The following is a 26,929-nucleotide window of genomic DNA, read 5'->3' as shown; positions in this document are numbered from 1 at the left end:
CCTCCTATATAATGTAGCCAATGCCATAGTAGTATAATGGTTTTTTATCAATATTGAATGATAGAATTTTACCTATCCATTCTTTATCTTGTGTTAGTTTTAAATAGCTTCCTTCATTAAATAAATTCATTTTATGAGTTGCTTTATTTATATATGTTTTAGAAGGATGATATTGTTTAGAAATAATTTGATAGTTTGATTCACTTAAATTGATGCATTCATCGAAAACTGATTGAGAAAGCAAAAGTTTATTATTTAAATTAGGTTTTCTTTTTATTTCTTCTATAGAAATTAATTTAAAACTGTTTTTTCCAACAGAGTGGCGAGGTCCAAAACCGAAAAAATGAGAATAAGAAAATATATCTTTTATTTTTTTAATATTTTCATTTGTTTTAACTAATATATAAAATAATCCATTAGTATATATAGTATCATCGTAATACAAAGCATTATCATCCCCTATAGAAGTGTTGTAGTAATCTTTTTTTCTTACATGTGTATTGAGTTGTTTGGTTTGTTCAAATAATATATTTTCACTAGCTTTTTGAAGACAATAGTTTTTAATGTTTATTTTTTTATTAAGTAAATCATCACGCATTTTATTGAAATCAGATTTAATAATATAGTCATTAAAAATAGATTCTGTAGTATAATTTATTTTTTTATAATTTTTTAATGTTTGTAAGTAAGATAATTGATCAATACTTTTTTCTTTTAAAATATTATGATTTATATAATCTATATCAAAAATGTTATAGTGAACCATTGGTAACATATTCAATGGAAACATGGATGAATGTATAAAAAGAGGTTGATTATTAAATGAACTAATATAATTATTTAAAGCTTCTTCTCCTTGTGTATTTACTATAATATTACATATTGCTCCAAAAATAGTTTGAGCATTTGGAATATTGGTAATAGTTGATAATGGTTTAAAAACTAACTTATATTCCTTCATTGTTATTCAACTCTTCCATTTCTATTTGGATACGCCCATATCCTCGTGATCCACTACCACCAATATAATTATAATTAAGTAAATTTACACCAGTTTCTAAGTATTTATAAAGTGTTTGATAATCATCGTTATCAAATTCAAGCAAGTCTATGTAACCAATAAATTTACTACCAGCAGGAACACGTTCAATAAATCGTGGAGCATCAGCCGTCCCTTTAAATCTATTAATTTTATTTTCAGCTTTAATTTCAGTATATGTATGCTCACCTAAATATGTTTGTAATTCGATTTTACTAGATTCTGTTAAAACAGCATCTCTAAAGATAGCTCTAGTCATTTGTGGTATGTCATTTGTATTTGGCTCAAATAAGCTTAATAATTGATTATGCTCAGGCACAGGTTTTAATTCGTTATTTATAAATGTTCCATATTTAAATTCTAAAAGAGAACGAATTTTTCCTTTTAAAGTACTGCCAGGTATATAGGGTTCACCAGTTAGAGGATTTTTAATAACTTGTGAATCTGCACCTCCAATATCAAAAGTATCATCTCCACCAGTTATATGCATTCCTGACAATAATTCAATTTTTAGTTGTATTCTATGAGTCTTTTTTAACATTTTTATTTCTCCTTTTTATTTTGATTTAATACTTTATGGTAAGCAATAATACTTGTAAAAATTTGGTCTAATATTTCAATATCTTTTGGTGATTGAATAGCTTTTTCATTAATATGTTGATAGACAAAATTATATAATTCTTGAAGTCCTTTATTTCTACCTGTGTTATAAGCAGTTAAGGGAACAATGTAATAAAGTTTATTTCTAGCATCAATAAATTTATTTGGATTACGTTTTACGATTGTTACAGATTCTTTTAAGACATTTAGAATTTTTCTTAATTGATGTGGTGCTATATCTCCCATTTTATTTGCTATTTTGTAGGCTATTCCAGTATCAAGAAATATTTCAGCAGGATTAGTGTATTTTTCTGATAATGGGATAGTTATTTTTTCGGGCATATTATTTCTTTCTTTTGGTGGTTTGTTTGGTAATCTATGTTGTTTAGTGTTATAACTCATTTAATTAACCTCCCTTGTAAATAAGATAACGAGTTTCATAATAGTTACTTGTTTGTTAATTTCTTCGTCTGTTTTTAGAGTTGTTAAATCTTGTAATATTTTTTTTCTTAAAGTCTCATGGCTATTATCGATTTGTCTATATAGTGAATATTGAATAATAGGAATTGTTGAATAGTATTCATCTAGTGTTTTATTATCCATATGGGACATAATGTTATAAAATCCAGTACGAGATAATGGATTTGTTTTATCATTTAAATAACCACGATAAGTCTCTATTTTATTTAAAATATTTGGTAATTCTTCGAATGAAAAAGTACTGTTCATAATTGTAATAGCATTTTTTGAGCGGTTATCTTTTACATAAGATTTTGAGGCTTCTAATGCATTATCTGCCATTTTAATTCCAAAACGTATAGGTTTTTTAGGATTTTGAATATGTATACCAGCTGATAATGTTATATTAGGATTTTGAACAAATTCTTTAAATTCAATATGTATTTTATTGGCTAATTGTAGAATTCCATAAATTGGTCCTAAAATAACAAGATCATCTCCTCCAGCATAATTAATATAAAAGATGTTTTCGTTTTTATTTTGTAGTTTTTTACTTAAATCAAGACAAATTTGTTTTAATTTGTATCCAAAGAATAATTCTATAAATCTACTTAAAGTTAAATATTTTGATAAAGAACGTTGCAATGTTACATCATTATTTTTTCCTTGTTTAAGTCCAAAAGCAAAGATTGCTCCAAGATTATCGACATCCATTTTAAGAACTCCTAATTTTTCATCACCATAAGATTTATCTAATGTTTTTGTAATATTTTCAAAATTTAAAATAGTATTATTTTCTTTTGGAACAAGGTTAGCAAGAAGTTTAACATTTCCAGCTTCAAAATGATTAACAGCATCTATATAATAAAAGTCATTTTTATTAATTAATTCATGAGGTATTTTTTCAAAAAAGTAAATTTTTATAAAACCTAAATCCATTAAACAATTATTATAATCTAAATTAGAGTATAGGATAGTGAATTTATCGTGTTTTGTGTAATAATCAGATATATTTAGAATGTCTAAGCAATTTTGACATTTATGATCTTTTTTTACATAATTTTGACCACATAATTCACAAATTTCTTTATCTTCTAAATGTTCAACACAGAAATCATTATTAATTAAAGGATAGAATTTTTTTAATTTATATTCCTCTAATTTTGTTTTTAATGCAAGGGCCTTTTCTGTTTTGAAATTACTTAATTCAAACTTATCAACTTTCTCAATTGCGTAAACAACAGATAATGAAGTATTAAATCTTTTATAAAGTTCTTTTGTTATAGTATTGAATGTATTATGAATGATTTTTTCAGTATCATCTAAATAAGGTAATAAGAGTAATGCTCCTCCACCAGTATTGAAAATGATATTAGCTTGTGTAAGTTTAAATTTATCTAATATTGTATATGTAATGGCATTAGTAATAAGAGTAACAAATGCTGAACGTCCTCTTAAAGATTTGGCAATATTAGTTTTAGTTTTAGATCCTTCGGTAATTTTATAAATAAAACTTTGAATACCAGAGACATCAAATTCTAACATATAAAAGTTATTACAATTATTTTGTGATAAACAGCTTGCAATAGCTGTTGTAAGTTTTAAATGATCAAATAAACTTACAGTTTGATTATTTGTTTCATATGTAGAAGAAGGAATCAAGGTTGTATATTTATAAAGTAAAGAATACATACGATGATATTTATAGGGCGTTGGTTTACCAATTAATAAATTATCGAATTTTATTTCTTCAATAAATTGAGTGAATAGTTTTTTATATTCCTCAATACTTTCAATTGTATTTTGTTCAATATTATTTCTACACGGGTTCATACATTGATCTATGCTAGTTAATTTGAACTTTGAATCATAAATTGTTTGTCCAAAATCTATATTTCCCATAATAGATGATAGTCTAGACGTAATGTATTGATATCTAGTTTTTTTATGATTTTCCTCAAAATCAAAGTTTTCATCATTTCTATCAATTTTAGAAGCAATTCGATCAGCATCACGAATAATACTATCAAATTCATCAACCTCATTAATATGATGTCCACTAGATGCTTTTTCTAGCTGATCATTCAAATGAAGATAATCATGAAAAAATTTTGCAGTATATCCACTATGAATATGTGTATGATAGCCATTTGCATGTATTGGAGTAGATGCAATTTCTTGTGAGTTTAGTAAAGAAATCTTTGTAGTTCTTTGATAAAATTTCCCAATATCATGAAGCAAAGCTGCATAAGCAATATTTAAATTATTCATTTTAGCCCTCCTTTATAAATTTTTCTACACTATCAAGGCATTTTAAAATTATCTTATTCACATCTACATTTTGTTTAATTTTACCACCATGATTAACAACATTTCTTATTTTTAAATAAAAATCATTTATGCTATCTTTATCAAGAATGTCAGTGTTTTTTGAGAGATTATTATTTTTATTACGAATTTTTACTATATAATCTTTTGAATTTATATTCTTAGATGAATTTCGTATATTTAAAAAGAATAAAAGATCTGTTGATAAGTCATAAAAATCAGATTCTTTAGCAATTTTATTTAATAAATCTTCTTTGAAAGAATTACTTTCTGGAAAATAGTAATAATGCACAAGTTCTTCCCTAATTAGTTGATCTGTAAATGTAATAGCTGTTTGTAAAGAATTATGTTTAAGTAAAAGCTTGATAAATTTGATTTTTTTAATAGCATCATTTTTTTCTATATAAATATTTGACAATTTTTTTTGTATACTTTTGAGATAGGGTGTAAGAAGAATATATTTATCTTTTTCTTTTAATATAGACTGACAAAAATTATAAATTTGAGAAATAGAATGAACACAACTATCAAATTCGCAATAATCTAGCATGTGATTAAATTGAGTTATACCTTTTAGTAAATTACTTATTTTAATATCATCAAAATCATATAAGTATGTATTTGATATCTTTAAAAATTGATCAAATGTCATTAATGCAGAAGCAATTTTTGAATTATTATATTGATTAATTAAATCTATAATTAATCCTTCATTAGTTTCACGATTATAATTACCATAGAATAGATGCTTTAATTGTTTTTTAGTTGATACTTCTAAATAATTAGATATCATTGTCACTGAAATTGGAATATTTCTAAAACTATGTGTAACATCAATAATAAAATCTTCTTTTAATACTTCATTCATTTTTTGTAGAATTTCTTCAATTTTTACGAATTCATTTATAGTTATAAATTTAATATCTATATTAAATTTAGTTTTTATTTCATTTTTAATGTTTCTAGCACCTAGACTATATGACTTCTCGGTACAAAATACAAATACTTCAGAAATATCTGATTGAAATTTTTCAATGATAGCGCTCTGAACGTACTTAGAAGCATGAATTTCTTCTTTGTTATCTTCAAAAGAATAAAGCGCCTCTTCATAGCCTTCCGGAAGAGTACCAACTCCTAAAAAAGTAAAGTATTGCATAACTAATCGCCTCCTTATATATTATTATACCATATATAAAACTGTATATTGAAAACACTTTCATATAAATTCTATAGTGATATTTTTAATAAAATACTGAATTAAACAATTAAAAATAAAAAAATTCATTTTTTAAAAGAAATTTTGACTTTTAGTGTCTATATATATACTGAAAGGAGAATTTTATAATGGAAAAGATAAGACCTAGAATTGCCGATTTTAAAAATGATCTTGTATTTAAGTATCTATTATCCAATATGAAAGATGTTCAGTGTTACTATCTATTAAAACTCATCATCGAAGAGATTGCACATATCAAAACTCAAGAAATTACAGTCTTAAACTCTGAACTTAATCCCAGTCATATAAGTGATAAAGATATGATTTTGGATGTTCAGGTAAAAACAGAAGATGGGGAACTGATTGATATAGAAATGCAGAATACAAAGTTTTCTAGAGAAATCTATCATCGTTTTCAAGCTTATGAATCTCGCATGCTTGATCATCAAGTCAATCGAGGAGATAAGAAATATAGTGAAAATCTACATAAAGTAGTAACTATTCTTTTTATCGATGATATTGATAAAGACAATCTTGAATTGATAGATGCTTATATGCCTAGAAATAGACATGGATATGTAAGAAGGTTTAATTTAATAGAAAGCTACTTTGTACAACTTCCTTTTATTAAAGTCATTGAAAAAGAAAGAGGAATTAAAAGCTTTAGTAAATCAGAAATCTTAATCTACATCTTATATCAAGGACTTACCCATGATATAATGACCTTAGATAATGAGGTGGTAACAATCATGAAAGATAAACTTGAACAATTCAATGAAGATGAAGGACTTGTTTTAGCAGCAGAGAAAAGACAACTCGTTAAAATTCAACATTACCAAGAAGAACAAAGAATTCGTAAAGAATCATTAGAAGAAGGAAAAGCTGAAGGAGAATTATTAAAAGCTAAAGAAAATACTATTGCGCTTTTTAAAAGTAAATTTTCCCAAGAACATGATGAAATATTAGAAAATTTGACACTTGAAAAATACAATCTAATTTTTGATGCATTAATCAATGATCAGGATTTAGAGAGAATTAAAGAAATTATAAGTCGAGATTAATAAAGCTTGGGTTTTATCTATGGTATAATATAAGAATCAGGAGAAATATCTATATGAGAAAAGATTTAGGAGATAAAATGCAATTTATGCCTTTACCTGTTTTAATGCTTGCAACATATGATCAAGATGGTAAGGCCAATGTCATGAATGCTGCGTGGGGTGGTGTTTATGATTATAATCAAGTTTATGTATCACTTTCTAAACATAAAACAACAGATAATTTAGAATTAAAGAAAGCTTTTACTTTATCTTTTGCGACAAAGAAAACGGAAAAGATTTCTGATTATTTTGGTGTTGTTTCTGGAAATAAAGAAGATAAGATTGAAAAAAGTGGTGTCCATGTAACACCTTCAAAATATGTAGATGCACCAATTATTGAAGAATATCCACTTACTTTAGAATGTACTGTTGAATCTTTTGAAGATGGAAACTTAATTGGAAATGTTGTGAATGTTTCTATTGATGAAGATTATTTAGATGAAAATGGTAAGATAGATGTAGATAAAATGGAAATTATTGCTTTTGATATGGTCAATAATACGTATCGTGTTTTAGGAGAAAATGTTGGTAAAGCTTTCAAAGATGGTTTTGATTTATAAAAAATAGTGCATCATTTGATGCACTATTTGTAGTTGTGATAGTAGCGTTCTGGTAAAGGAGCGTGTTTTTTATAGTTTTGAATATATAAAGGAATATAAATAAGAGCTTCTTTTAAGGTTTGTTGGTAGATCTTATCAAGAATATCATTATATTTTTCCATTTCTTTATTATGATGGTAGTTAATAATTAAACCTTGGAGTTTATGAAAATTGAATGTGAGATGGAAACATCCATAAATAAGCCCCCTTTTTAAAAAGCTAGGGGCTTTTAATAAATGATCAATTCTTTTTAATCCTTTAAGAGCTTTTTTAATATCTAAATAAGATAGTTCAGGGAAAAAGGATTGAATAGTACATATTTCTTTTTCTTTAAAGCGAATATGTTCATAGATTTCTTTATGTAATGGATCTTGATGATTTCTTTTTAAAAGAAGACGATCGTAATCGGATTCTATTTCAAAATGATCCATATTTGTATTTTTAATCATCCTTTTAATATAAGGGTGCATTTGACTATCTAATAAATAATGACAAATAAAACCAAGAATATAAGCAAGTTGTGCTTCACTTTGAATAATATCTTGTGCCTTTTCAAAGAAAGTATTGGCTTTTTCTTGATGCATCTTTCTTGCTATTTTATTCCATCTTTCATAAAAGAAAATATCTGGACCATGAAGACCAATTAAAAAACAATTTTCATTTCTAAGTAATAAATCTTTAATATTTTGATCATCAAGATGTTTATAAACATCTTTACCAAAACAATAATGTGTATATCCAGCAGGCATTAGAGAAGTTCCTTATATTGTTCTTCTTTAAAACCAACAAGAACTTTGTCTTTCGTTTCAAGTATAGGTCTTTTAACAAGCATTCCATTAGTAGAAAGCAGTTCTAATTGTTCTTCTTCACTTAAAGTCGGTAAAATATCTTTTAAATGTTTTTCTTTATAAAGATTACCTGATGTATTAAAGAATCTTTTAAGTGGTAATCCACTCTTTAAATAAAGTGCTTTTAATTCTTCTTTATTTAGTTTTTCTTCAACGATATGTCTTTCATCAAACTCAATTTGATGATCCGTTAAGAATTTTTTAGCTTTTTTACATGTAGAACATTTTGGATAACAAATAAATAACATAAATATCCCTCCTGTTTCCATCATATCAAAATTATCGTTAAATGAAAAATAATAAGGCTTATTATTGTATACTATTTAAAGATGTGATAAAATCTATTCAAATAAAGATAGAGGCGCAAGATGTTATGAGATTATTATTATTTGATGCAACAAGGTAATGAAGGAGGAGCACTTGCCGAAAGATTGTATCTATTGCATGAGGTATAATCTTGGGTGTCTAGGGAAGACCTATTCAACTGTCATTATCTAAAGGTAATGGGGAGCTATCATTGATAACGAATTTTTTGTTGCAATGATACTCATTGCAATTTTTTATTTGTCACTTTTTATATGAGGATGAATAAAATATAGGGAGGAAATTATGAACGATATTATTGAAGCTATAAGTTGTGAAAGAGAAATCATTCAACTTAAGTTATTAAATGTACCAAAACATCCTAAAATGATTGCGAAAATCTTTTCTATATTAAAAGATGAAGAAATTAATGTAGACATGATTTCACAAGTTACTGTTGATGATTTTGTTCAAATTGAAATTACATTAGATCAAGAATTCCAATTAAAACTAAATCAAGCAATCATGAAATTAAAAGATGAATTTAAACAAATTCAAATTTATCAAATTAGAAAATACGCTAAAGTTGCTGTTGGGGGAAAATTGGTGGAAACAACACCAGGTTTAGCAGCTGAAGTATTTGATGTCTTAGGACAAGCTAATATTCATTTTTATCAAATTACGACAAGTAAAAGAACAATTTCTTTAGTTATTGATAAAAAGAATTTAGATCAAGCAATTCAATTATTAAAAGAAAGATTTCATATCGAGGAGGATAAATAAATATGACAATTTTTGAAGGAAGTGCAGTTGCACTTGTATTACCAATGTTTGATAACGGAGACATTGATTTTGAAGGATTTAAAAAACAAGTTCAAAGAATGATTGATGGTGGTGTACAAGCTTTACTTGTAAATGGAACAACAGGTGAAACAGCAACCATTACAATTGAAGATGAATTTAAATTATTAGATCTAACATTAGAACTTGCGAAAGGAACAGGGGTTAAAGTTATTTGTGGAGCTGGTTCAAATGATACACAAACAGCTTTAAAGAAAGCACGTTATGCTAAAGAAAAAGGGGCAGATGCGATTCTTGTTGTAACACCTTACTACAATAAAACAAGTCAAAGAGGTTTAATTCAACATTATACAACAATTGCTGATGCTGTTGATATTCCAATGATTTTATACAATGTACCAGGAAGAACAGGATTAAATATTTCAGTTGATACCGTTGTTGAACTTGCTAAACATAAAAATATTCAAGCAATGAAAGATGCCACTGATAATATTGCTTATGCCATGGAAGTCTTAGCGAAAACAGCTGATTTAGACTTTGATTTATATTCAGGATGTGATGATAATATCCTTCCATTTATGGCAGCTGGAGGAAAAGGAGTTATTTCTGTTACTTCTAACTTATATCCAGAAGCGGTAGAAAAATTAACACAATTAATTTTAAAAGGAAATATTAAAGAAGCACAACCATTAGCTTATGCTTTAGATCCTATTTCACGTTTATTATTTATTGATGTAAACCCAATTATGCCTAAAGCAGCTCTTGCTAAAATGGGAGTATGTGGAGAACATTTAAGATTACCATTAATTACAACAACTGATGAAAATAAAAAAGCATTATTTGATGCAATGGATGAATTCGAAAAATTGGGGTATTAGGATGAAAGTATTATTATATGGATATGGTTTGATGGGTAAGAAAGTTGCTCATCAATTAAGAGAAAAAGATGAGTTTGATTTAATTGGTGTGGTTTCTTATGAATTTGATGAAAAAGCACCAGAAGCAATGTATAGTAATTTAACAGAAGTCCAAGATCGTGCGGATGTGATTATTGATTTTTCACATCCAAACAATCTTGATGATATTTTAGCTTACGCTAAAAAGAATAAAACAAAAGTTGTTTTCGCAACAACTGGTTTTTCTAAGGAACAATTAGATAAGATTGAAGAAGCTTCTAAAGAAATTGCTATCTTCCAATCTTATAATACAAGCTTTGGAATTCAAATGGTGACAAAAATTTTAAGACAAGTTGCTAAAGAATTCTATGATAATGGTTATGATATTGAAATCTTAGAAAAACATCATAATCAAAAAATTGATGCACCATCAGGTACAGCAAAACTTTTATATGAAGTAATGGAAGATGAAATTCAAGGAACAACACCTGTTTATGATCGTAGTTCACTTCATGAAAAAAGAAAAAAAGAAGAAATTGGTATTCAAGCCCTTCGTGGTGGAACAATTTTTGGTGAACATGAAATTATGTTTGCAGGATTAGATGAAATTATTGAAATTAAACATACGGCTTTATCAAAAGATGTTTTTGTTCAAGGTGCTTTGGCTGCAGCTAAAGCTTTACAAGATAAAGAAGCTGGTTTATTTACATTAAAAACACTTTATTAGGGAGAAAAGAAATGGTTTTACAAACTGAATTTGCACAAATTAAGGGAAATGATTTATACATAGATGATGTGAAAGCAACTGATTTAGTAAAACAATATGGGTCACCACTCTATGTTATGTCAGAAGGGCATATTAGAAAACAATTTAATACATTAAAAACAAAAATGATTGATAAATATGAAAATACATTACCATTATTTGCTTCAAAATCATTTTCGTGTAAAGCAATCTATAAATTAGCTATGGAATATGGAGTAGGAATTGATTGTGTTAGTGCAGGAGAAATCTCTGTTGCTTTAAAAGCAGGATTTGATCCTAAAAAAATCTATTTCCATGGAAATAATAAATTACCTTCAGAAATTCAATACGCATTAGAAAATGGTGTAGAAAACTTTGTTATTGATAACTTCTATGAAATTGAACTTGTTGAAGAAATTGCTTCAAAATTAAATGTCATGGTCAATGGTTTAGTCAGAATCACACCAGGTGTTTATGCGGGTGGACATGATTATATCCGTGTTGGAGCCAAAGATACAAAATTTGGTTTTTCAAGTCATGATAATACATACTTAAAAGCAATTAAAAAAGTTATTGATGCACCACATATCAACTTTGATGGAATTCATTGTCACGTAGGTAGTCAAATTGAAGAAATTCAAGCTTATGTACTTGCAATGAATAAATTTGTAGATATCGCTTATGAAATCTATGATATCTTTGGAATCGTTATTAATAAATTAAATGCTGGTGGTGGTTTTGGTATCCAATATACAGCAAGTGATCACCCACTAGAATTTGATGATGTTGTTTCAACGATCATGGATATCATCTATAAAGGTTTCGATAAAAGAGATATGAAAAGACCAATGGTCTTAGTAGAACCAGGACGTTATTGTGTAGGTAATGCTGGAATTACTTTATATACAGTAGGTTCTTATAAATATATTAGAGATATTAGAGATTATATTAGTGTCGATGGTGGAATGACAGATAACATTCGTTCATCATTATATAATGCTAAATACGATGCTGTTATTGCTAATAAAGCAGGAGAAGAAGCAAATCATTTAGTAACAGTTGCTGGTAAAAACTGTGAATCAGGAGATATTTTGATTAAAGATATTATGTTACAAGATCCTCAACCAGGTGATATTCTTGCAATGTTCTCTACAGGAGCATATCATTATTCAATGTCTTCTAACTACAACCAATTACCAAAACCTGCTGTTGTCTTTACATACCAAGGTCATTCTAAAGAAGTTATTCGTAGACAAACTTTTGATGATTTAGTAGCTTATGATGTAGATTAAAAATATATAAATAGCCCCAAGGTTCATAACCAAGGGGTTTTTTGTTTTTATGACTATAAAGTGTACGGTGATAGAATCAAAGGCATATTATAAAATAATTTTTATAATATGCCGAGATGACCGCCGAAAGGCTTTAGAAAGGTGGTATTTAACAAGAATTTATACAAAAAAAGATCTTCTAAAAAGACCTTTATTTTGCTGTTGATTCTCTACGAACAACTTCGATAGGTAATATATATCTTTTTTGTAATTCTTCCGTATTTTCATTATTCATCAAATTAAGCAATAAATCACAAGCAGTTTTCGCAAGTGCTGGTGTATTTTGTTTGATTGTTGAAAGTGATGGATGAGATGTAGAAGCGATAAAGATATCATCAAAACCAATCAATTTAACTTCTTCAGGAACTTTAATATTATTTTCTTGTAACGCTACAAGTGCACCATAAGCTCTCCAGTCATTTGTCGCAAAAATCCCATCAAAAGGAATTCCACTTTTAATCAGTTTGTCGATTGCTTGTCTTGCTCCTTCGTAGTTTGCTTGATTAGCGTCTACAAGTATTTGTAATTCTTCTTTTGGTTCAAGATGATGATCTTTTAAGGCATCTAGATATCCTTTAAGACGTTGTCTGTTTACAGACAATGATTTATTTCTTGATAAAATCACAATATTCTTACATCCTTGATTAATTAATTCTTCAGTTGCTTGATAACCACCAGAATAGTGATTAGATTCTACATAATAAGCTTCACTATGATCTTTAGGCTTACGGTCAATACATACAATAGGAATATCTCTGCTTAAAAAATGAGTAGGTATTTCTTCAATTCCAGAAATACATATAATTCCATCTACCATTTTTGAATCAAGAGATTTAAAATAAGCAATCTCTTTTTTTTCATCTTGAGATGTATTACAAATAAAAACAGAATAATTATTATCAAAAAAATGTTTCTCAATTGCTAAAGCTAATTGAGAAAACCATGCATTATCTATATTAGGAACAATTAAACCAATTGTTTTAGACTTTGATGTTCTTAGACTTTTTGCTGCAATATTTGTTGTATATCCATATTCTTTAATAAGTGCTTCTACTTTTTCTTTTGTTTCTTTTGAAAAACGGCCATTATTATTAATTACCCTTGAAACAGTGGCTACGGAAACATTTGCCATTTTCGCAATTTCTTTAATTGAAATACTTTTTTGGGCCATAAAAGAACCTCCCTTACATTAAAATTATAAAGGAAAATGCTCTATTATTCAATGAAATTAAGGATTTAAGGTAACGGCACAACATATGCCATATATTTGTGTGGAAACGTTTACTCAAACTTCTTATAATGAAATTACAAAAAGATAGGAAAACGTTTACCTATAAAAGGAGAAGTTATATGGAAAAGTTATTATGTCCAAGTATGATGTGTGCAGATTTTGCATCACTTAAAACAGAAATAGAAAATCTAGAAAAAGGTGGAATCGATATCTTTCATTTAGATGTCATGGATGGAAGTTATGTACCAAACTTTGGAATGGGACTACAAGATATTGAATATATCTGCAAGACAGCCACAAAACCATGTGATGTTCATCTAATGATTGAAGAACCAGCAAAATATGTAGAAAAGTTTGCTAAACTAGGAGCGAAAATCATCTATATTCATCCAGAAACAGATCCACATGCCTGTAGAACATTACAAATGATCAAGGATGCAGGAGCGAAAGCAGGGATTGCAATCAATCCAGGAACAAGCTTTGAAACAGTAAAAGACTTACTTCATTTATGTGATTATGTCATGTTGATGAGTGTCAATCCAGGATTTGCAGGACAAAAATATTTAGATTTTGTAACACCAAAATTTAAAAAGTTTGTAGAAGAAGCAAAGAACTATGGAGGATATGATGTCATGATTGATGGAGCATGTTCGCCAGAGAAAATAGAAATGTTGTCTAAGATAGGAGTTAAGGGATTTATATTAGGAACAAGTGCATTATTTGGAAAAGGAAGAAGTTATCAAGAAATTATTGAAGAATTAAGACAATTATAGGGAAATGATTTATGAACATTTTATTAGTATGTGCAGCGGGTATGTCAACAAGTTTACTTGTTAATAGAATGAACGAAGCAGCAGCTGCAAAAGGTATTGAATTACATATTGAAGCTCATCCAGTAGGAAGTATTGATCAATATGGTGATAGTGCAGATGTTATTTTACTTGGACCTCAAGTAAGATATGAACTAAAAAATGTAAAAGGTAAATACTCAGGTAAACCTGTAGAAATCATTAATATGCAAGATTATGGAATGATGAATGGAGCTAAAGTTTTAGACTTTGCTTTAGAATTAGGTGGAAAATAAGATGGTAACACGTTTAATAAGTGCGACGGGTGATGAAATTAAAGAAATGTCACCAATGGATTTAAAAGAATCAATTTTTAAATCTGAAGGTCGTGTGGTGATGGGACAACATTTACTATTTGCAGGTCCTGGATTAGTAAGAGGTGTTACAAATAGTGAATTAATGTTTGCTTTTGGGGCAGATATGGTTATGCTCAACACTTTTGATCTAGATGATTTAGATAATAATCCAGGGTTATGTGGTTTATCTTTTCAAGAATTAAAAGAAAAATGTAGAAGACCAATTGGTATTTATTTAGGATGTCCTAAAGCAGGAAGCGAAGATGGTGGAAAAAAAGCTTTATACCGTCGAGAAGGAATGCTTGCAAGTGATGAACATGTCAAAAAATGTATTGAACTTGGTGCTGATTTTATAGTTTTAGGTGGGAATCCAGGAAGTGGAACATCTATTAAAGATGTTGTTGAAACTGCCAAAAGAATCAAACAAAAATATAAAGATAAAATCTTTGTTTTTGCTGGAAAATGGGAAGATGGTATTAATGAAAAAGTTTTAGGTGACCCACTTGCAAATTATGATGCAAAAGAAATTATTAAAGAATTAATTGATGCAGGGGTTGACTGTATTGATTTACCTGCTCCAGGTTCTCGACATGGCATCAGTGTAGATATGATTCGTGAACTTGTAGAATATATACATTCATATAAACCGGGTACACTTGCAATGACCTTCCTTAACAGTTCGGTAGAATGTGCAGACCCAGATACAATTCGTTTAATAGCTTTAAAAATGAAAGAAACTGGAGCAGATATTCATGCTATTGGTGATGGTGGATTTAGTGGATGTACATCTCCTGAAAATATTCATCAATTATCAGTCTCTTTAAAAGGAAGACATTATACGTATTTTAGAATGGCAAGCGTCAATAGATAGAAGGAGAAGAGAAATGAAAATAGGAATTGGAAATGATCATGTAGCAGTAGAATACAAAAAAGAAATCAAAAAATATATAGAAGAAAAATATGGATATGAAGTAGTCAACTATGGAACAGATAGTACAGAAAGATTCAACTATCCAGTATCAGGAGAAGCAGTAGCAAATGCGGTTGTAAGTGGAGAAGTGGATAAAGGAATCGTTATCTGTGGAACAGGAGTAGGGATCTCACTAGCGGCAAATAAAGTCAATGGAATTAGATGTGTAACATGTAGCGAACCATATAGTGCACTTTTATCAAGACAACATAACAATACAAATATGTTGGCCTTTGGAGCAAGAGTTGTAGGAATTGAACTTGCAAAAATGATCGTCGATGCATGGCTTTCAGGAGAATATGAAGGTGGAAGACATCAAGTACGAATTGATATGTTAAAAGAAATCGAAGAAAAACAAAAAAATAAATAATTAATTAGTTAGAAATAGCATTATTTATAACATGCACCGATATTTTCCTCTCTTAAATATCACATAAATAATGCTATTTTTATTTAAAGGAGAATCTTTATGAAATTTAATGAAATAATGCATCTTTCATTTTATACAGATCAAATGTATGAAATGAGAGATTTCTATGAAAATAAATTAGGTTTGAAAGCTAAAATTATAATGCGTTATGAAGCATATAAAGGAAAAAAAGATAGAGGTGCTTGGGCTCAAAGAGCTGAAACAAATCCTAAAGATATTGCCTATATCTTCATTGAATTAGCGCCAGGACAATATTTAGAACTATTTCCTAAAGCAGATCATCAATTAGAACATGAAGTACCTGATACCCGTTTAGGTTATTCACATTTTGCGTTAATGGTAGATGATATTCATGAAACTCGTGAAGAATTAGTTAAAGCAGGTATTGAAATTGATATTGAACCAAATAAGGGACAATCTGAAACATGGCAAATGTGGATTCATGATCCTGATGGTAATAAATTTGAAATTATGCAATATACAGATAAATCATTACAACATCATGGTAATATTGAAGAAGATCAAAAAAAATATGGTAAATAACCATATTTTTTTATTTAATCTTTTTAAAATATAAAGAAGTATATAAAACATCAAAAATAAAATGAATAGAAAGACCATAGAGCATAATACTATGAGGTAAATGATGACTATAAGCGTCAATATAAAGGTTTTCATTACAAACAAGTTCTAAGTCTTGAGATAATCTACCAGTTAACCCAATCACGCGAATTCTTTTTTTTCTTAAAGCATAAGCAGCATCAATCATTGTTTTATTACTTCCAGAATGACTTACAACAAAAGCAAGTGTTTCTTGGGGATTAATATGTTCTAAGTAAACAGTATTGATGGTATTGAATACTTGTGCTCGAATACCTATCGAATTGAGTTTTAAAGCGATTGTTTGGACTTCTGAATAGTTGTTATCATTTGCATAAAAATCTATTTGTTTTGCTTGTAGCATATAGTTAACAGTTCTAATAAAAGTATCTGTTTTTGTTAGTTTTTGTGTCTCGGTGAAAACATGTTGATAAATAAGAGGCAATGTATCTAAGATTTCACTTACATGACTATCCTTTGTAATTCTTTTATGTTTTGTTTCAGCTGCCATATTTTGTTCTTGAATAAAGGTAAGCTGAAAATCAAAATATCCAGAAAATCCTAACTTTTTAATAAAACGATTCATAGTAGGTGGACTAACAAAGATCTTTTCTGATAATTCTTTCGCATTTAAAATCATTACTTCTTTAGGATGACGATCAATATAATCAACAATATTTTGTTCTTGTGGTGTTAATTTAACATTTTCAATTAAATCTTGAATCATTAGTAGCACACTCCTTCTATGGGATTCCATTATTATAACTCTATAATAACATGTTTTAGCAAAATGAGATAACGTTTTCTCTTTTAGTGAAAAATAGCTCGTTTGAGCTATTTTTTTATATGTTCTTTTAAAAATTGATACGTGATTTCTAATACTTGGTTATTCCAAAAAGCGGCACCACCATGATCTGCATGTTCTACACAATAGAAAGTAACATCTTTGTTATTTTCTTTTAAAGTGTTATATAATAGAACACTTTGACCAAAAGGAACAAGACGATCTTTGTTACCATGAATCATTAAGATAGATGGTGTGTTAACATCCTTTTTAATATATGGTAACGGAGAAGCTTGATAGGCTTCTTGTTTGTGTTCTAAAACATTGACACCACCAAGTAATAAACCTTCTGGACTTGGAGGAGTTACATGGTCTTGTATAGATGGTTCATTTTGCATTTCACTTACAAGAGTTGGTCCATAGAAATCAAATATTCCTTGAATGGATGAAGCATATTTGAATTCTTCAAGTTCTAAAATATTTTGATTAGCAGTGATTCCAGTCATGATAGCTGTATGCCCTCCTGAAGAATCCCCACCTAAAAAGATATTTTTTGTATCGATTTGATAATCTTGATGACGTTCAATTAAAAAGGAAATAGCTGTTTTAGTATCTTCAATTTGTGCTGGAAAAGGAGCGATACTTGTATCTCGATATTGTACGATTGCGACTACAAACCCTTTTTTTGCAATATTTGATAAAGGAATAATATGTTCAATTACATTTTGTTTTTTCCAAGCACTTCCTTGAATATAAACAAGTAGTGGATATTTTTCATTAGATTCAAGTTGTTTTTTGGGAACAAGAATATTGAGATAAAGTGGAATTTCACGTCTTACATACTCAATATTATAAAGAGCTCTTATTGCTATATTATCAAAATCAGCAGTATGTAATGAATACCTTCATTTTTTATTAGAAATGGGAAAATCTTTTAATTCTTTGTATTCTGGTTTGATCATTTTAAGTTTCTCCTTAATAAATTAATTATAAAAATAATCGTTTATTTAAACAAGGATGAAATTGAATTTCATAAGATAGAATTTTAAATGAAATTTGATTCTAAAAAAAGAAATATTCATTGAGAAAAAGAAAGATATTTTTTATGCTTTAATCAAGGAGAGATAATTATGATGAAATTAAATGATAATGTTACAAGATTAATTAGTGCAAAAGCAAGCCAAGTGAGCACATATAATGGAAGACAATTAAAAGAAGCTATTTTTAAATCAGAAGGAAGAGTATTAATGGGACAAACTTATTTAAAGAATCCTATTCTATTTCCAAATTGTACAAGTACAGAATTGATGTTTGCCTTTGGAGGAGATATGGTTTTATTAAATGGGTTTGATTTTAGAAATCCACAAACTTGTCCGGGACTTCAAGGGTTTGATTATCAAGGAATCAAAGATTTAGTAGGTGGAAGACCGGTAGGAATCTATATGGGATGTCCTAAAGAAGGATTGGATTTAACAAGTGATTATCTATATGACTTGGCAGGTATGATTTGTACCGAAGAAAATCTAAAAAAATGTAAAGATTGGGGAGTTTCATTTATTATATTAGGAGGAAATCCAGGAAGTGGAACATCTATTAAAGATGTTGTACGCTGGACTAAAAAAGCTAGAGAAATTTGTGGTGAAGATATGTTGATTTTTGCTGGTAAATGGGAAGATGGTGTTGTAGAAAAAGTATTAGGAGATCCATTAGCTGATTATGATGCTAAAGAAATCATTGATCAATTAATTAAAAACGGAGCTGATATCATTGATTTCCCTGCACCAGGATCAAGACATGGAATTACCGTAGAGAGAATTAGAGAATTAATTGAATATACACATCGAAAAGGTGCGCTTGCAATGAGCTTTTTAAATAGTAATGTTGAAGCTGCAGATCGAGATACTATTAGAGAAGTGACATTGCTTATGAAACAAACAGGTTGTGATGTTCATGCAATTGGTGATGGAGGTTTTGGTGGTGGAACATGGCCAGAAAACATCTATCAAATGTCAGTAACATTAAAAGGTAAAGCTTATACTTGGGCACAAATGGCCACACCTAGAAGATAATGAAATTCAATTTCATGTTTAAAAGAAATCTTGTGAAAACGGATTTCTTTTTTTTATCTTTGAATATTTGGGTAAACGTTTCCTTATATAATGAGGACAAGGAGGTTACTTATGATTCATTTACTAGCAACAGATATGGATGGAACATTATTGAATAGTCAAAAAAAGTTTGATAATGAATTTTTTGAAGTTTTACAAAAAGTATTAGAAAAAGAAATGTATTTTGTGATTGCAAGTGGGAATCAATTCTATCATTTATACAATCAATTTTTGCCTTACAGCGATGAGCTTTACTTTATTAGTGAAAATGGTTCATTTATTACAAAAGGTAAAAAAGAACTTTATTCATTTATTATGGATAAACAAGATGTTCAAACAATTTATAACATCTTAAAACAATATCCAAAAATTATGCCAGTCATTGGAGGAAAAGAAAAATCATACATTCCTCAACAATATCTTTCTTTTAAAGAAGAAATAGAACGACATTATGATGAATATGTATTTATAAACGATATTCATGAAATTAAAGAAGGAATTCTTAAGTTTTCTATACATGATCCACAACATCATGTTGAAAAATATGTAGAACTTATCAAAAAAGAATTACCAGCTCATTTAAAAATCATGACATCAGGAAATGAATGGATGGATATTCAACATGAGACCATCAATAAAGGGTTTGGAATACATTTTTTAATGAATACTTTACATCTTACAAAAGAAGAGTGTGCAGTATTTGGTGATCAAATGAATGATTATGAGTTATTTCAAAATGTTCATTATAGCTATGCTATGAAAAATGCGATTCAGCCACTTAAAGAGATAGCTTTTCAAGTGATTGATTCGAATGATGAAGCAGGAGTAACAAGGAAAATAAAAGAAATCTTGAAAGGAGAACTTTAAATGTTAGTAGTAGCTTATATTGGATTTGGAAACAGTGTGTGTAGATATCATCTACCTTATGTAGGAAGAAGAAAGGATACGATCAAGGTCAAATATATCTATCGAAGAATGGAAGACCGTGTAGGAGATGAAGAAAGAGAAACATGGTATCCAGATATAACTTTTACAAGTGATATCGATGAAGTAATGAACGATGAAGAAGTGAATTTGATCGTTGTAAATACGCCAGATCAATTTCATACATATTATACAAAGATGGCCATTGAACATGGAAAGAACTGTCTATGTGAAAAACCATTTGCCATGTCAGTTGAAGAAGCAAAAGAAGTCTTTGATCTAGCCAAAGAAAAAGGTGTCGTTGTCATGGCAAATCAAAACAGACGATTTGATGCAGATATGAGAACAGTGAGAAAAGTCATTGAAACAGGAGTCTTAGGGGAACTTTTAGAAATCGAATCACATTATGATTATTATCGACCATCAATTGCTGATAGAAAAGGACTAGGGATGTTGTATGGATTACAAGTACATCCAATCGATCAAATCGTAGGAGAATTTGGTGTACCAGATAAAGTCGTATGTGACTGTAGAAGCTATGACAATCCAGGAAATTCAGATGACTATTCAGATATCGATTTATACTATGGAAAGATGAAAGCAATTGTAAAAACAAACTTCTATGTCAAATTAGAATATCCTAGATTTATAGTACATGGAAGAAAAGGAAGCTTCATCATGCCACAATTAGGACATCAAAGTGCGTTGAAGGCAAAACCGGGACCAGTAGAAATTAGTTTTGAACCCTTACCAGAAAAATATTGGGGAACATTGTGTTATGTAGATGAAAATGGAGAAGATGTGACAAAGAAAGTACCAGTAGAAATTCAAGATTATGGAATGATCTATGATAATCTCTATGAAGTGATCTTCAATCATGGAGAAAAGGTAGTGGCAGATGAAGAAGTATTAGAAGTATTAAGAATACTAGAACAAGCAACAGAAGTTGCTAAGGAGGCTAAATAACATGCGTTTAGGTATCGCAGGGGCAGGAATGATTGTTCGAGGTTTGTTTACTTTTATTCATGAAGTAGAAGGTGTGGAATTAGAAGCGATTGCTTCTACGGAAAAATCGATTGATAAAGTAAGAAAACTGGCGAAAGAAAATCATGTAAAAAAGGCCTATTTAAATTATGATGAGTTATTAAATGATGAAGGTATTGATGTCATGTATATCGCAACACCTAATCATCTTCATTATCAAATGTGTAAACAAGCATTAGAAAGAGGAAAACATGTTATTTGTGAAAAACCTTTTACTTCAAGAGTTGAAGAATTAGAAGAATTAAGTCAACTAGCAAAAGAAAAAAATTTATTTTTATTGGAAGCTATTTCTACACAATATTTACCTAATGTTTTAAAGATAAAAGAAAAATTATCTGAATTAGGAAAGATTAAAATTGTAACAGCGAATTATTCACAATATTCTTCTAGATATAATGCATTTAAAGAAGGAATTATTCAACCTGCTTTTGATTATACAAAATCAGGTGGAGCCTTAATGGATTTAAATATTTATAATATTCATTTAATGGTTGCTTTATTTGGTAAACCATTAAAAGTAAATTATATGGCAAATATTGAAAAGAATATTGATACTTCAGGAATCATTACTTTAGATTATGGAAGTTTTAAAGCTGTATGTATTGGTGCAAAAGATTGTAAAGCACCAATTGCGACAAGTATTCAAGGAGATCAAGGATGTATTAGTATTCAAACACCTGCTAATGTTTTAAAAGGTTTTAAGGTTTTATATAATGATCAAAGAGAAGAAGAGTTTGATTTACAAGGTGATACACATCGCATGATTTATGAATTTAAAGAATTCGTTAAGATGATTGAAAATAAAGATTTTGATAAAGCAAATGAAATGATGGGAAAAAGCTTGATAGCGATGGATATTGCGACAAAAGCAAGGATGAGTGCTGGTGTTCATTTTAAAGCAGATGAAGCCTATGAGTAAAATATTATTTAGTGATTTTGATGGAACCCTCTTTTTTAAAGAGGGATTCCATCAAGAAGATATAGAAGCTATCCAAACTTTTCAAGAAGCAGGTAATAAATTTGCTTTATGTACAGGAAGACCACTGGGTGGTGTACTTGCTTTAATGGAAGGCAAAATCAAACCAGATTATCATGTTCTATGTACAGGAGGACTTGTTTTAGATAAGGATTATCATGTTGTTTATGGACAAGAGATTCCTTTTTATTTAGTAAAAGAAGTTTGCCAAAAATATGAAAATGAAACAATTACTGGGCCACATTGTTTAGATAAAGATTATTTATATTTTGCACATGTTCCAAGTGATGCACCAAGTTATATTAAGCAATTTGATTCAATTGATGAATTTAAAGATCGTAAGATTTATAGTTTTTCATTAATTGAATCTAAAAGAGCTAAAGAAATAACTGATGAAATCAATAAATATTATCCTTCGTTGCATGCTTTTCAAAATGTAAATGCAATTGATGTTGTTAAAAAGGGATGTAGTAAAGGACAAGGAATTTTAAAATTAGAAGAATTAATCAATGATGAAACAGCAGGAATAGGTGATAGTTATAATGATTTAGAAATGTTTAAAGTTGTTGATCATTCATTTACATTTAAAACATCACCGAAAGATATCCAACAACAAACATCGTTTGTTGTTTCATCAGTAAAAGAAGCAATAGAAATATTAAAGGAGGATTAGAAAATGGGATTTCCAAAAGGATTTTTATGGGGTGGTTCAATTAGTGCTGCTCAAATTGAAGGCGGATGGAATGAAGGAGGAAAGTCTCCAGTATTAGTTGATTATTGTACAGCAGGATCAACAAAAGAAAGAAGACAAATTTGGTATTTAGATAAAGATGGTAAAAGAGTACATCGTAATTGGGAAGCTGTTGACGAATTAGAAGAAGGATGCAAGTTTGCCTTCTTTGATGATTTGCATTATACAAATCATGTAGCAAGTGACTTCTATCATCGTTATAAAGAAGATTTAGCGTTATTTAAAGAAATGGGATATACAACATTTAATACATCCATTTCATGGGCAAGAATTTATCCACATGGAATTAAAGGTGGAATCAATCAAGAAGGTGTTGAATTCTACCGAGATGTTTTTAAGACAGCTAAAGAATATGGGATGGATCCTGTTATTACATTATATAAATATGACGAACCAGTTTCGCTTTTAGAACAACATGGTGGATGGCGTAATCGTGCTATGATCGATGAATTTGTTGAATTTGCAAGAGTATGTTTTACAGAATATAAAGATTATGTTAATAAGTGGATGACATTTAATGAAATCAATATCATTATGCCAAGAGATGGTCAAAAAACAGAAAAAAATCAAAGAAATTTAATTTATTTACACAACCAATTAGTAGCTGCTGCAAGAGCAACTATTGTTGCACATGAAATTGATTCAAATCTTAAAGTAGGGTGTATGATTTGTGGAAATATGTCTTATCCATTAACACCAGATCCATTAGATGCTATTGCTCGTTATGAAAACTTCCAAGATTTCTTCTGTTATAGTGCTGATACACAAATGAGAGGATATTATCCACCATTTGCTAAAAGAATTTGGGGAAAATATGGTATTACACCAGAAATTACAGAACAAGATAAAGAAGATTTAATGAATGGTAAATCAGACTTCATTGGTTTTTCATATTATGCTTCAGGTGTTGTCACAACACATAAAGTTGAAGAAAATGATCATACTGCAGGAAATGTTTTAGGAACAGTTAAAAATCCTTATTTAAAAGCAAATGCATGGGGATGGCAAATCGATCCAGTTGGGTTTAGACATTTAATGCATTTAATTAATGATCGTTATAATGCACCAATGTTTGATGTGGAAAATGGTATTGGTTTAATTGAAACTGAAGGTGAAGATGGTATTTGTCATGATCCTGCACGTATTGAATATCATCGTGAACATATTAAAGAAATGAAAAAAGCTATTGAAGAAGGTGTTAATCTATTTGGTTATACAACTTGGGGATGTATTGATCTTGTTTCTGCAGGAACAGGACAAATGGATAAAAAATATGGATTTATTTATGTAGATATGGATGATCAAGGAAATGGTGATTTACATCGTTCAAGAAAAGATTCATTCTATTGGTATAAAAAGGTTATCGCTTCTAATGGAGAAGATCTCGATTAACAAGCTCATTTGAGCTTGTTTTTATAATGATTATTAGAAATCAATAAAAAAAAGTCACATATTATGACAAGTGTTTGTGTAGAAAAAAAAGATAAATCATTATAGTATATAAGCAGAGATGAGAAAACGTTTACACTCTATTTGTTATTTAAGTTTGTAACGTTAACAATAAATAGGTTAAATGATAGATTATAAAATAAAGGAGGAATAAAAAATGAGTTTTCCAAAAGGATTTTTATGGGGTGGAGATATCAGTGCTAACCAATGTGAAGGTGGTTGGGACGAAGGTGGAAAATCTCCAAATATGACAGATTATCATACTGGAGGAAATGTGAATGAACCACGTATGGCAACTTATATTATGCCAGATGGAACTTATGGTAAAACACCAGCAATGATTGAAAATTGTAATTTACCAGAAGGTGCTAAATTAGCAATTAATCCTGATGAATTTTATCCTAATCATAAAGCAACAGATTTTTATCATCATTATAAAGAAGATATTGCGATGTTTGCAGAATTAGGATTTAAAGCATTTAATATGACATTATCATGGGCAAGAATTTTCCCTAAAGGAATTAAAGCAGGAATTAATCCAGAAGGGGTAGAATTTTATCATAATGTATTTAAAGAATGCTTGAAATATGGAATAGAACCATTAGTTCATTTATATAAATATGATATGCCTGCTTTCTATATTGAAGAATTAGGTGGTTGGAAAAATAGAGTTTTAATTGATGAATTTGTTGAATTTGGGAAAGCATCTATTGATGAATTCCAAGAAGTTACTTATTGGTCAACATTCAACGAAATCAATGCTGCTCAATTCTCTATCTTGGATTCAAGCAATCAAGAAGAAGTACAAAGACAATATCAAGTATTACATAACCAATTAGTAGCGAGCGCAAAAGTAGTTAAATACTTACATGATAACTATCCAAATAAAAAAATCGGATGTATGCAAGCAGGTATTTTCACACATGCATTAACATGTGATCCAGAAGATGAACTTGCTAATCAAAAAGAAATGCAAACAAACTTCTGGTATGCTGGAGATGTCTTTGTAAGAGGATATTATCCAAGTTATGCTAAACATTTATGGAAAGAATTAAATATCACATTAGATATTACAGAAGAAGATACAAAAGCTTTAAAAGAAGGTACTGTAGATTTCTTTGAATTCTCTTATTATTTCTCAAATTGTGTAACAACACATTTAGATGGTGAAGAAGCAACAGGAAACTTAAATTTCATGTCAAAGAAAAATCCATATTTAAAAGAATCTGATTGGGGATGGGCTATTGATCCAAAAGGATTAAAATTCTTTATGCATGAAATTTATGATAGATATCAAATTCCTCTTATGAACTGTGAAAATGGTTTAGGTGCCTTTGATATATTAGAAGAAGATGGAAGAGTTCATGATCAATATCGCATTGATTACATGAGAGAACATGTTAAAGCTATGAGTGAAGGTATTGATGAAGGTGTCGACTTAATGGGATACACTTGGTGGGGATGTATTGATCTTGTTTCAGCAAGTACTGGTGAAATTAGAAAACGTTATGGATTTATTTATGTAGATGTTGATGATTTTGGTAATGGAACATATAAACGTTATAAGAAAGATTCATTTGAATATTGTAAAAAGGTTTACACTTCAAATGGTGAAGATTTAGACTAATGTTAGAAAAGATAAGAACATTAAATCCTGATTACCAAATTCATGAACTTGATGATTCGTTTAATGAATATGGACGCATCATCAAACAAGATATGCAAGAAGCTATTGCGTATGCTTCAACCTATCAAAATATAAATGCTTATGATACAAGTGTCCAAGCATTAGAAGAAATGCCATGTATGCAAGGTTTAATTAATGATGTTTATGGTTATTTAGATGTCATGGCAGGAGTCGTTACTGGTAAAAATAAAGTATTAAATGGTTTAGAGTATCATCAATGCAGTGAAACAATCATTGCCGTAACAGACTACATTCTTGCACTTGGAAAAAGACAAGATATGGTTGGAAATGATTATGATATAGAAAAGTGTGAACTTTTCTATATACCAAAAGGAACAGTTGTGGAGCTTTATGCAACAACATTACACTATACACCAATAACAGTAAAAAATTCCTTTAAAACAATCTGTTTATTGTTAAGAGGAACAGGAGACAGTTGTCAAAGAAGAGGAATCTTAAAGAAAAAGAATAAATGGTTTATAGCACATAAAGACAATGTAGAAAAAGTACAAGCAGGAGATTATCCTGGTTTAAAAGGTAAAATGATTCATATTAAACATTTATAA

29 protein-coding genes and 1 riboswitch are annotated in these 26,929 nt (G+C 29.1%); of the genes, 19 read left to right on the top strand and 10 right to left on the bottom strand.

All coding sequences use genetic code 11. The annotated features are described in order from the left end of the window. Window positions 1–4 precede the first annotated feature (4 nt). Genes csm4 through OCV55_RS06545 form a run of 5 tightly spaced genes read right to left on the bottom strand, consistent with a single transcriptional unit; the run spans window position 5 to window position 5,582 of the window. On the bottom strand, window positions 5–961 hold the full coding sequence (csm4, locus tag OCV55_RS06565; RefSeq protein WP_022002451.1) for a type III-A CRISPR-associated RAMP protein Csm4: 957 nt from the start codon (window positions 959–961) through the stop codon (window positions 5–7). Beyond that, on the bottom strand, window positions 948–1,580 hold the full coding sequence (gene csm3 / locus OCV55_RS06560; RefSeq protein ID WP_022002450.1) for a type III-A CRISPR-associated RAMP protein Csm3: 633 nt from the start codon (window positions 1,578–1,580) through the stop codon (window positions 948–950). Before csm3 ends, csm4 begins: the two co-directional genes overlap by 14 nt. Before the next feature lie 2 nt (window positions 1,581–1,582). After that, entirely contained in the window at window positions 1,583–2,041 is a 459-nt protein-coding gene (csm2, locus tag OCV55_RS06555; RefSeq protein WP_022002449.1) for a type III-A CRISPR-associated protein Csm2, read from the bottom strand. Then, a complete protein-coding gene (gene cas10, locus OCV55_RS06550) occupies window positions 2,042–4,369 on the bottom strand; it encodes a type III-A CRISPR-associated protein Cas10/Csm1 (protein WP_117828340.1) in 2,328 nt (775 codons plus the stop codon). It lies immediately after the preceding gene. Between the two features lies 1 nt (window position 4,370). After that, window positions 4,371–5,582 (bottom strand): CRISPR-associated DxTHG motif protein, encoded by a 1,212-nt coding sequence (locus OCV55_RS06545; protein ID WP_147580152.1) that lies wholly within the window; start codon window positions 5,580–5,582, stop codon window positions 4,371–4,373. A 188-nt stretch (window positions 5,583–5,770) separates the two neighbouring features. On the opposite strand from OCV55_RS06545, the gene OCV55_RS06540 reads away from it, so the two are divergent. Together OCV55_RS06540 and OCV55_RS06535 are read left to right on the top strand one after the other, a co-directional pair. Beyond that, window positions 5,771–6,703 (top strand): PD-(D/E)XK nuclease family transposase, encoded by a 933-nt coding sequence (locus OCV55_RS06540; RefSeq protein ID WP_022002446.1) that lies wholly within the window; start codon window positions 5,771–5,773, stop codon window positions 6,701–6,703. 53 nt (window positions 6,704–6,756) lie between these two features. Then, window positions 6,757–7,302, top strand: coding sequence for a flavin reductase family protein (locus tag OCV55_RS06535; protein ID WP_032091052.1), 546 nt, complete (start codon window positions 6,757–6,759; stop codon window positions 7,300–7,302). A 23-nt stretch (window positions 7,303–7,325) separates the two neighbouring features. Here OCV55_RS06535 and OCV55_RS06530 read toward each other — a convergent pair whose 3' ends face one another. Both OCV55_RS06530 and OCV55_RS06525 read right to left on the bottom strand, forming a co-directional pair. Beyond that, entirely contained in the window at window positions 7,326–8,090 is a 765-nt protein-coding gene (locus tag OCV55_RS06530) for a zinc dependent phospholipase C family protein (protein WP_147580151.1), read from the bottom strand. Continuing rightward, window positions 8,090–8,437 carry a Spx/MgsR family RNA polymerase-binding regulatory protein gene (locus OCV55_RS06525; protein ID WP_032091050.1) on the bottom strand — a complete coding sequence of 116 codons (348 nt, stop codon included), beginning with the start codon at window positions 8,435–8,437 and terminating at the stop codon, window positions 8,090–8,092. The genes OCV55_RS06530 and OCV55_RS06525 overlap by 1 nt, the downstream gene beginning before the upstream one ends. A gap of 100 nt (window positions 8,438–8,537) precedes the next feature. After that, window positions 8,538–8,711, top strand: a riboswitch (Lysine riboswitch). A gap of 87 nt (window positions 8,712–8,798) precedes the next feature. On the opposite strand from OCV55_RS06525, the gene OCV55_RS06520 reads away from it, so the two are divergent. The 4 genes from OCV55_RS06520 to lysA are packed head-to-tail and all read left to right on the top strand — an operon-like array spanning window position 8,799 to window position 12,226. Then, window positions 8,799–9,275: an ACT domain-containing protein gene (locus OCV55_RS06520; protein ID WP_032091049.1), complete on the top strand. Its 477-nt coding sequence runs from the start codon at window positions 8,799–8,801 to the stop codon at window positions 9,273–9,275. A gap of 2 nt (window positions 9,276–9,277) precedes the next feature. Then, complete coding sequence (gene dapA / locus OCV55_RS06515) at window positions 9,278–10,171, top strand: 4-hydroxy-tetrahydrodipicolinate synthase (protein ID WP_032091048.1); 894 nt, start codon at window positions 9,278–9,280, stop codon at window positions 10,169–10,171. A 1-nt stretch (window position 10,172) separates the two neighbouring features. After that, a complete protein-coding gene (dapB, locus tag OCV55_RS06510) occupies window positions 10,173–10,916 on the top strand; it encodes a 4-hydroxy-tetrahydrodipicolinate reductase (protein ID WP_032091257.1) in 744 nt (247 codons plus the stop codon). Between the two features lie 11 nt (window positions 10,917–10,927). Beyond that, window positions 10,928–12,226, top strand: coding sequence for a diaminopimelate decarboxylase (gene lysA, locus OCV55_RS06505; protein ID WP_147580150.1), 1,299 nt, complete (start codon window positions 10,928–10,930; stop codon window positions 12,224–12,226). A gap of 190 nt (window positions 12,227–12,416) precedes the next feature. Here the strand turns inward: lysA and OCV55_RS06500 are convergent, their stop codons facing one another. Then, a complete protein-coding gene (locus OCV55_RS06500) occupies window positions 12,417–13,436 on the bottom strand; it encodes a LacI family DNA-binding transcriptional regulator (protein WP_147580149.1) in 1,020 nt (339 codons plus the stop codon). A 179-nt stretch (window positions 13,437–13,615) separates the two neighbouring features. Between OCV55_RS06500 and rpe the strand changes: the two genes are divergently transcribed. The 5 genes from rpe (at window position 13,616) to OCV55_RS06475 (ending at window position 16,583) form a co-directional block, all read left to right on the top strand. Next, window positions 13,616–14,269, top strand: coding sequence for a ribulose-phosphate 3-epimerase (gene rpe / locus OCV55_RS06495; RefSeq protein ID WP_032091045.1), 654 nt, complete (start codon window positions 13,616–13,618; stop codon window positions 14,267–14,269). Window positions 14,270–14,280: 11 nt separating this feature from the next. Beyond that, window positions 14,281–14,580: a PTS sugar transporter subunit IIB gene (locus tag OCV55_RS06490; protein ID WP_032091044.1), complete on the top strand. Its 300-nt coding sequence runs from the start codon at window positions 14,281–14,283 to the stop codon at window positions 14,578–14,580. Window position 14,581: 1 nt separating this feature from the next. Beyond that, complete coding sequence (locus OCV55_RS06485) at window positions 14,582–15,511, top strand: DUF7916 family protein (RefSeq protein WP_081919020.1); 930 nt, start codon at window positions 14,582–14,584, stop codon at window positions 15,509–15,511. A gap of 13 nt (window positions 15,512–15,524) precedes the next feature. Then, window positions 15,525–15,980 (top strand): ribose 5-phosphate isomerase B, encoded by a 456-nt coding sequence (gene rpiB, locus OCV55_RS06480; protein WP_032091042.1) that lies wholly within the window; start codon window positions 15,525–15,527, stop codon window positions 15,978–15,980. A gap of 99 nt (window positions 15,981–16,079) precedes the next feature. After that, window positions 16,080–16,583: a VOC family protein gene (locus tag OCV55_RS06475; protein WP_147580148.1), complete on the top strand. Its 504-nt coding sequence runs from the start codon at window positions 16,080–16,082 to the stop codon at window positions 16,581–16,583. Window positions 16,584–16,593: 10 nt separating this feature from the next. Here OCV55_RS06475 and OCV55_RS06470 read toward each other — a convergent pair whose 3' ends face one another. Beyond that, window positions 16,594–17,367 carry a MurR/RpiR family transcriptional regulator gene (locus OCV55_RS06470; protein ID WP_032091040.1) on the bottom strand — a complete coding sequence of 258 codons (774 nt, stop codon included), beginning with the start codon at window positions 17,365–17,367 and terminating at the stop codon, window positions 16,594–16,596. A 107-nt stretch (window positions 17,368–17,474) separates the two neighbouring features. Continuing rightward, a complete protein-coding gene (locus OCV55_RS06465; protein ID WP_267309854.1) occupies window positions 17,475–18,233 on the bottom strand; it encodes an alpha/beta hydrolase in 759 nt (252 codons plus the stop codon). A gap of 321 nt (window positions 18,234–18,554) precedes the next feature. Between OCV55_RS06465 and OCV55_RS06460 the strand changes: the two genes are divergently transcribed. The 8 genes from OCV55_RS06460 to OCV55_RS06425 all read left to right on the top strand — a co-directional run bounded on the left by OCV55_RS06460 (window position 18,555) and on the right by OCV55_RS06425 (window position 26,929). Next, complete coding sequence (locus tag OCV55_RS06460) at window positions 18,555–19,493, top strand: DUF7916 family protein (RefSeq protein ID WP_267309847.1); 939 nt, start codon at window positions 18,555–18,557, stop codon at window positions 19,491–19,493. A gap of 111 nt (window positions 19,494–19,604) precedes the next feature. Next, window positions 19,605–20,399 (top strand): HAD family hydrolase, encoded by a 795-nt coding sequence (locus OCV55_RS06455; protein WP_267309846.1) that lies wholly within the window; start codon window positions 19,605–19,607, stop codon window positions 20,397–20,399. Then, on the top strand, window positions 20,400–21,422 hold the full coding sequence (locus OCV55_RS06450; protein WP_032091038.1) for a Gfo/Idh/MocA family oxidoreductase: 1,023 nt from the start codon (window positions 20,400–20,402) through the stop codon (window positions 21,420–21,422). It begins immediately after the preceding gene. 1 nt (window position 21,423) lies between these two features. Beyond that, the gene (locus OCV55_RS06445) at window positions 21,424–22,419 is read left to right on the top strand and encodes a Gfo/Idh/MocA family protein (RefSeq protein WP_147580145.1); all 996 of its coding nucleotides are present in this window, start codon (window positions 21,424–21,426) and stop codon (window positions 22,417–22,419) included. Further along, entirely contained in the window at window positions 22,412–23,149 is a 738-nt protein-coding gene (locus OCV55_RS06440; protein WP_267309845.1) for an HAD family hydrolase, read from the top strand. The genes OCV55_RS06445 and OCV55_RS06440 overlap by 8 nt, the downstream gene beginning before the upstream one ends. Window positions 23,150–23,152: 3 nt before the next feature. Then, window positions 23,153–24,619: a glycoside hydrolase family 1 protein gene (locus tag OCV55_RS06435; RefSeq protein WP_147580143.1), complete on the top strand. Its 1,467-nt coding sequence runs from the start codon at window positions 23,153–23,155 to the stop codon at window positions 24,617–24,619. A gap of 214 nt (window positions 24,620–24,833) precedes the next feature. Continuing rightward, entirely contained in the window at window positions 24,834–26,303 is a 1,470-nt protein-coding gene (locus tag OCV55_RS06430) for a glycoside hydrolase family 1 protein (RefSeq protein ID WP_147580142.1), read from the top strand. Continuing rightward, window positions 26,303–26,929 carry a DUF4867 family protein gene (locus OCV55_RS06425; RefSeq protein WP_032091033.1) on the top strand — a complete coding sequence of 209 codons (627 nt, stop codon included), beginning with the start codon at window positions 26,303–26,305 and terminating at the stop codon, window positions 26,927–26,929. Before OCV55_RS06430 ends, OCV55_RS06425 begins: the two co-directional genes overlap by 1 nt.

Source organism: [Clostridium] ammoniilyticum (assembly GCF_025566905.1).
GTDB classification, from domain to species: domain Bacteria; phylum Bacillota_I; class Bacilli_A; order Erysipelotrichales; family Coprobacillaceae; genus Faecalibacillus; species Faecalibacillus intestinalis.
Note: the sequence above shows the minus strand (reverse complement) of the source record. Positions and strands in the feature narration are given on the sequence as shown.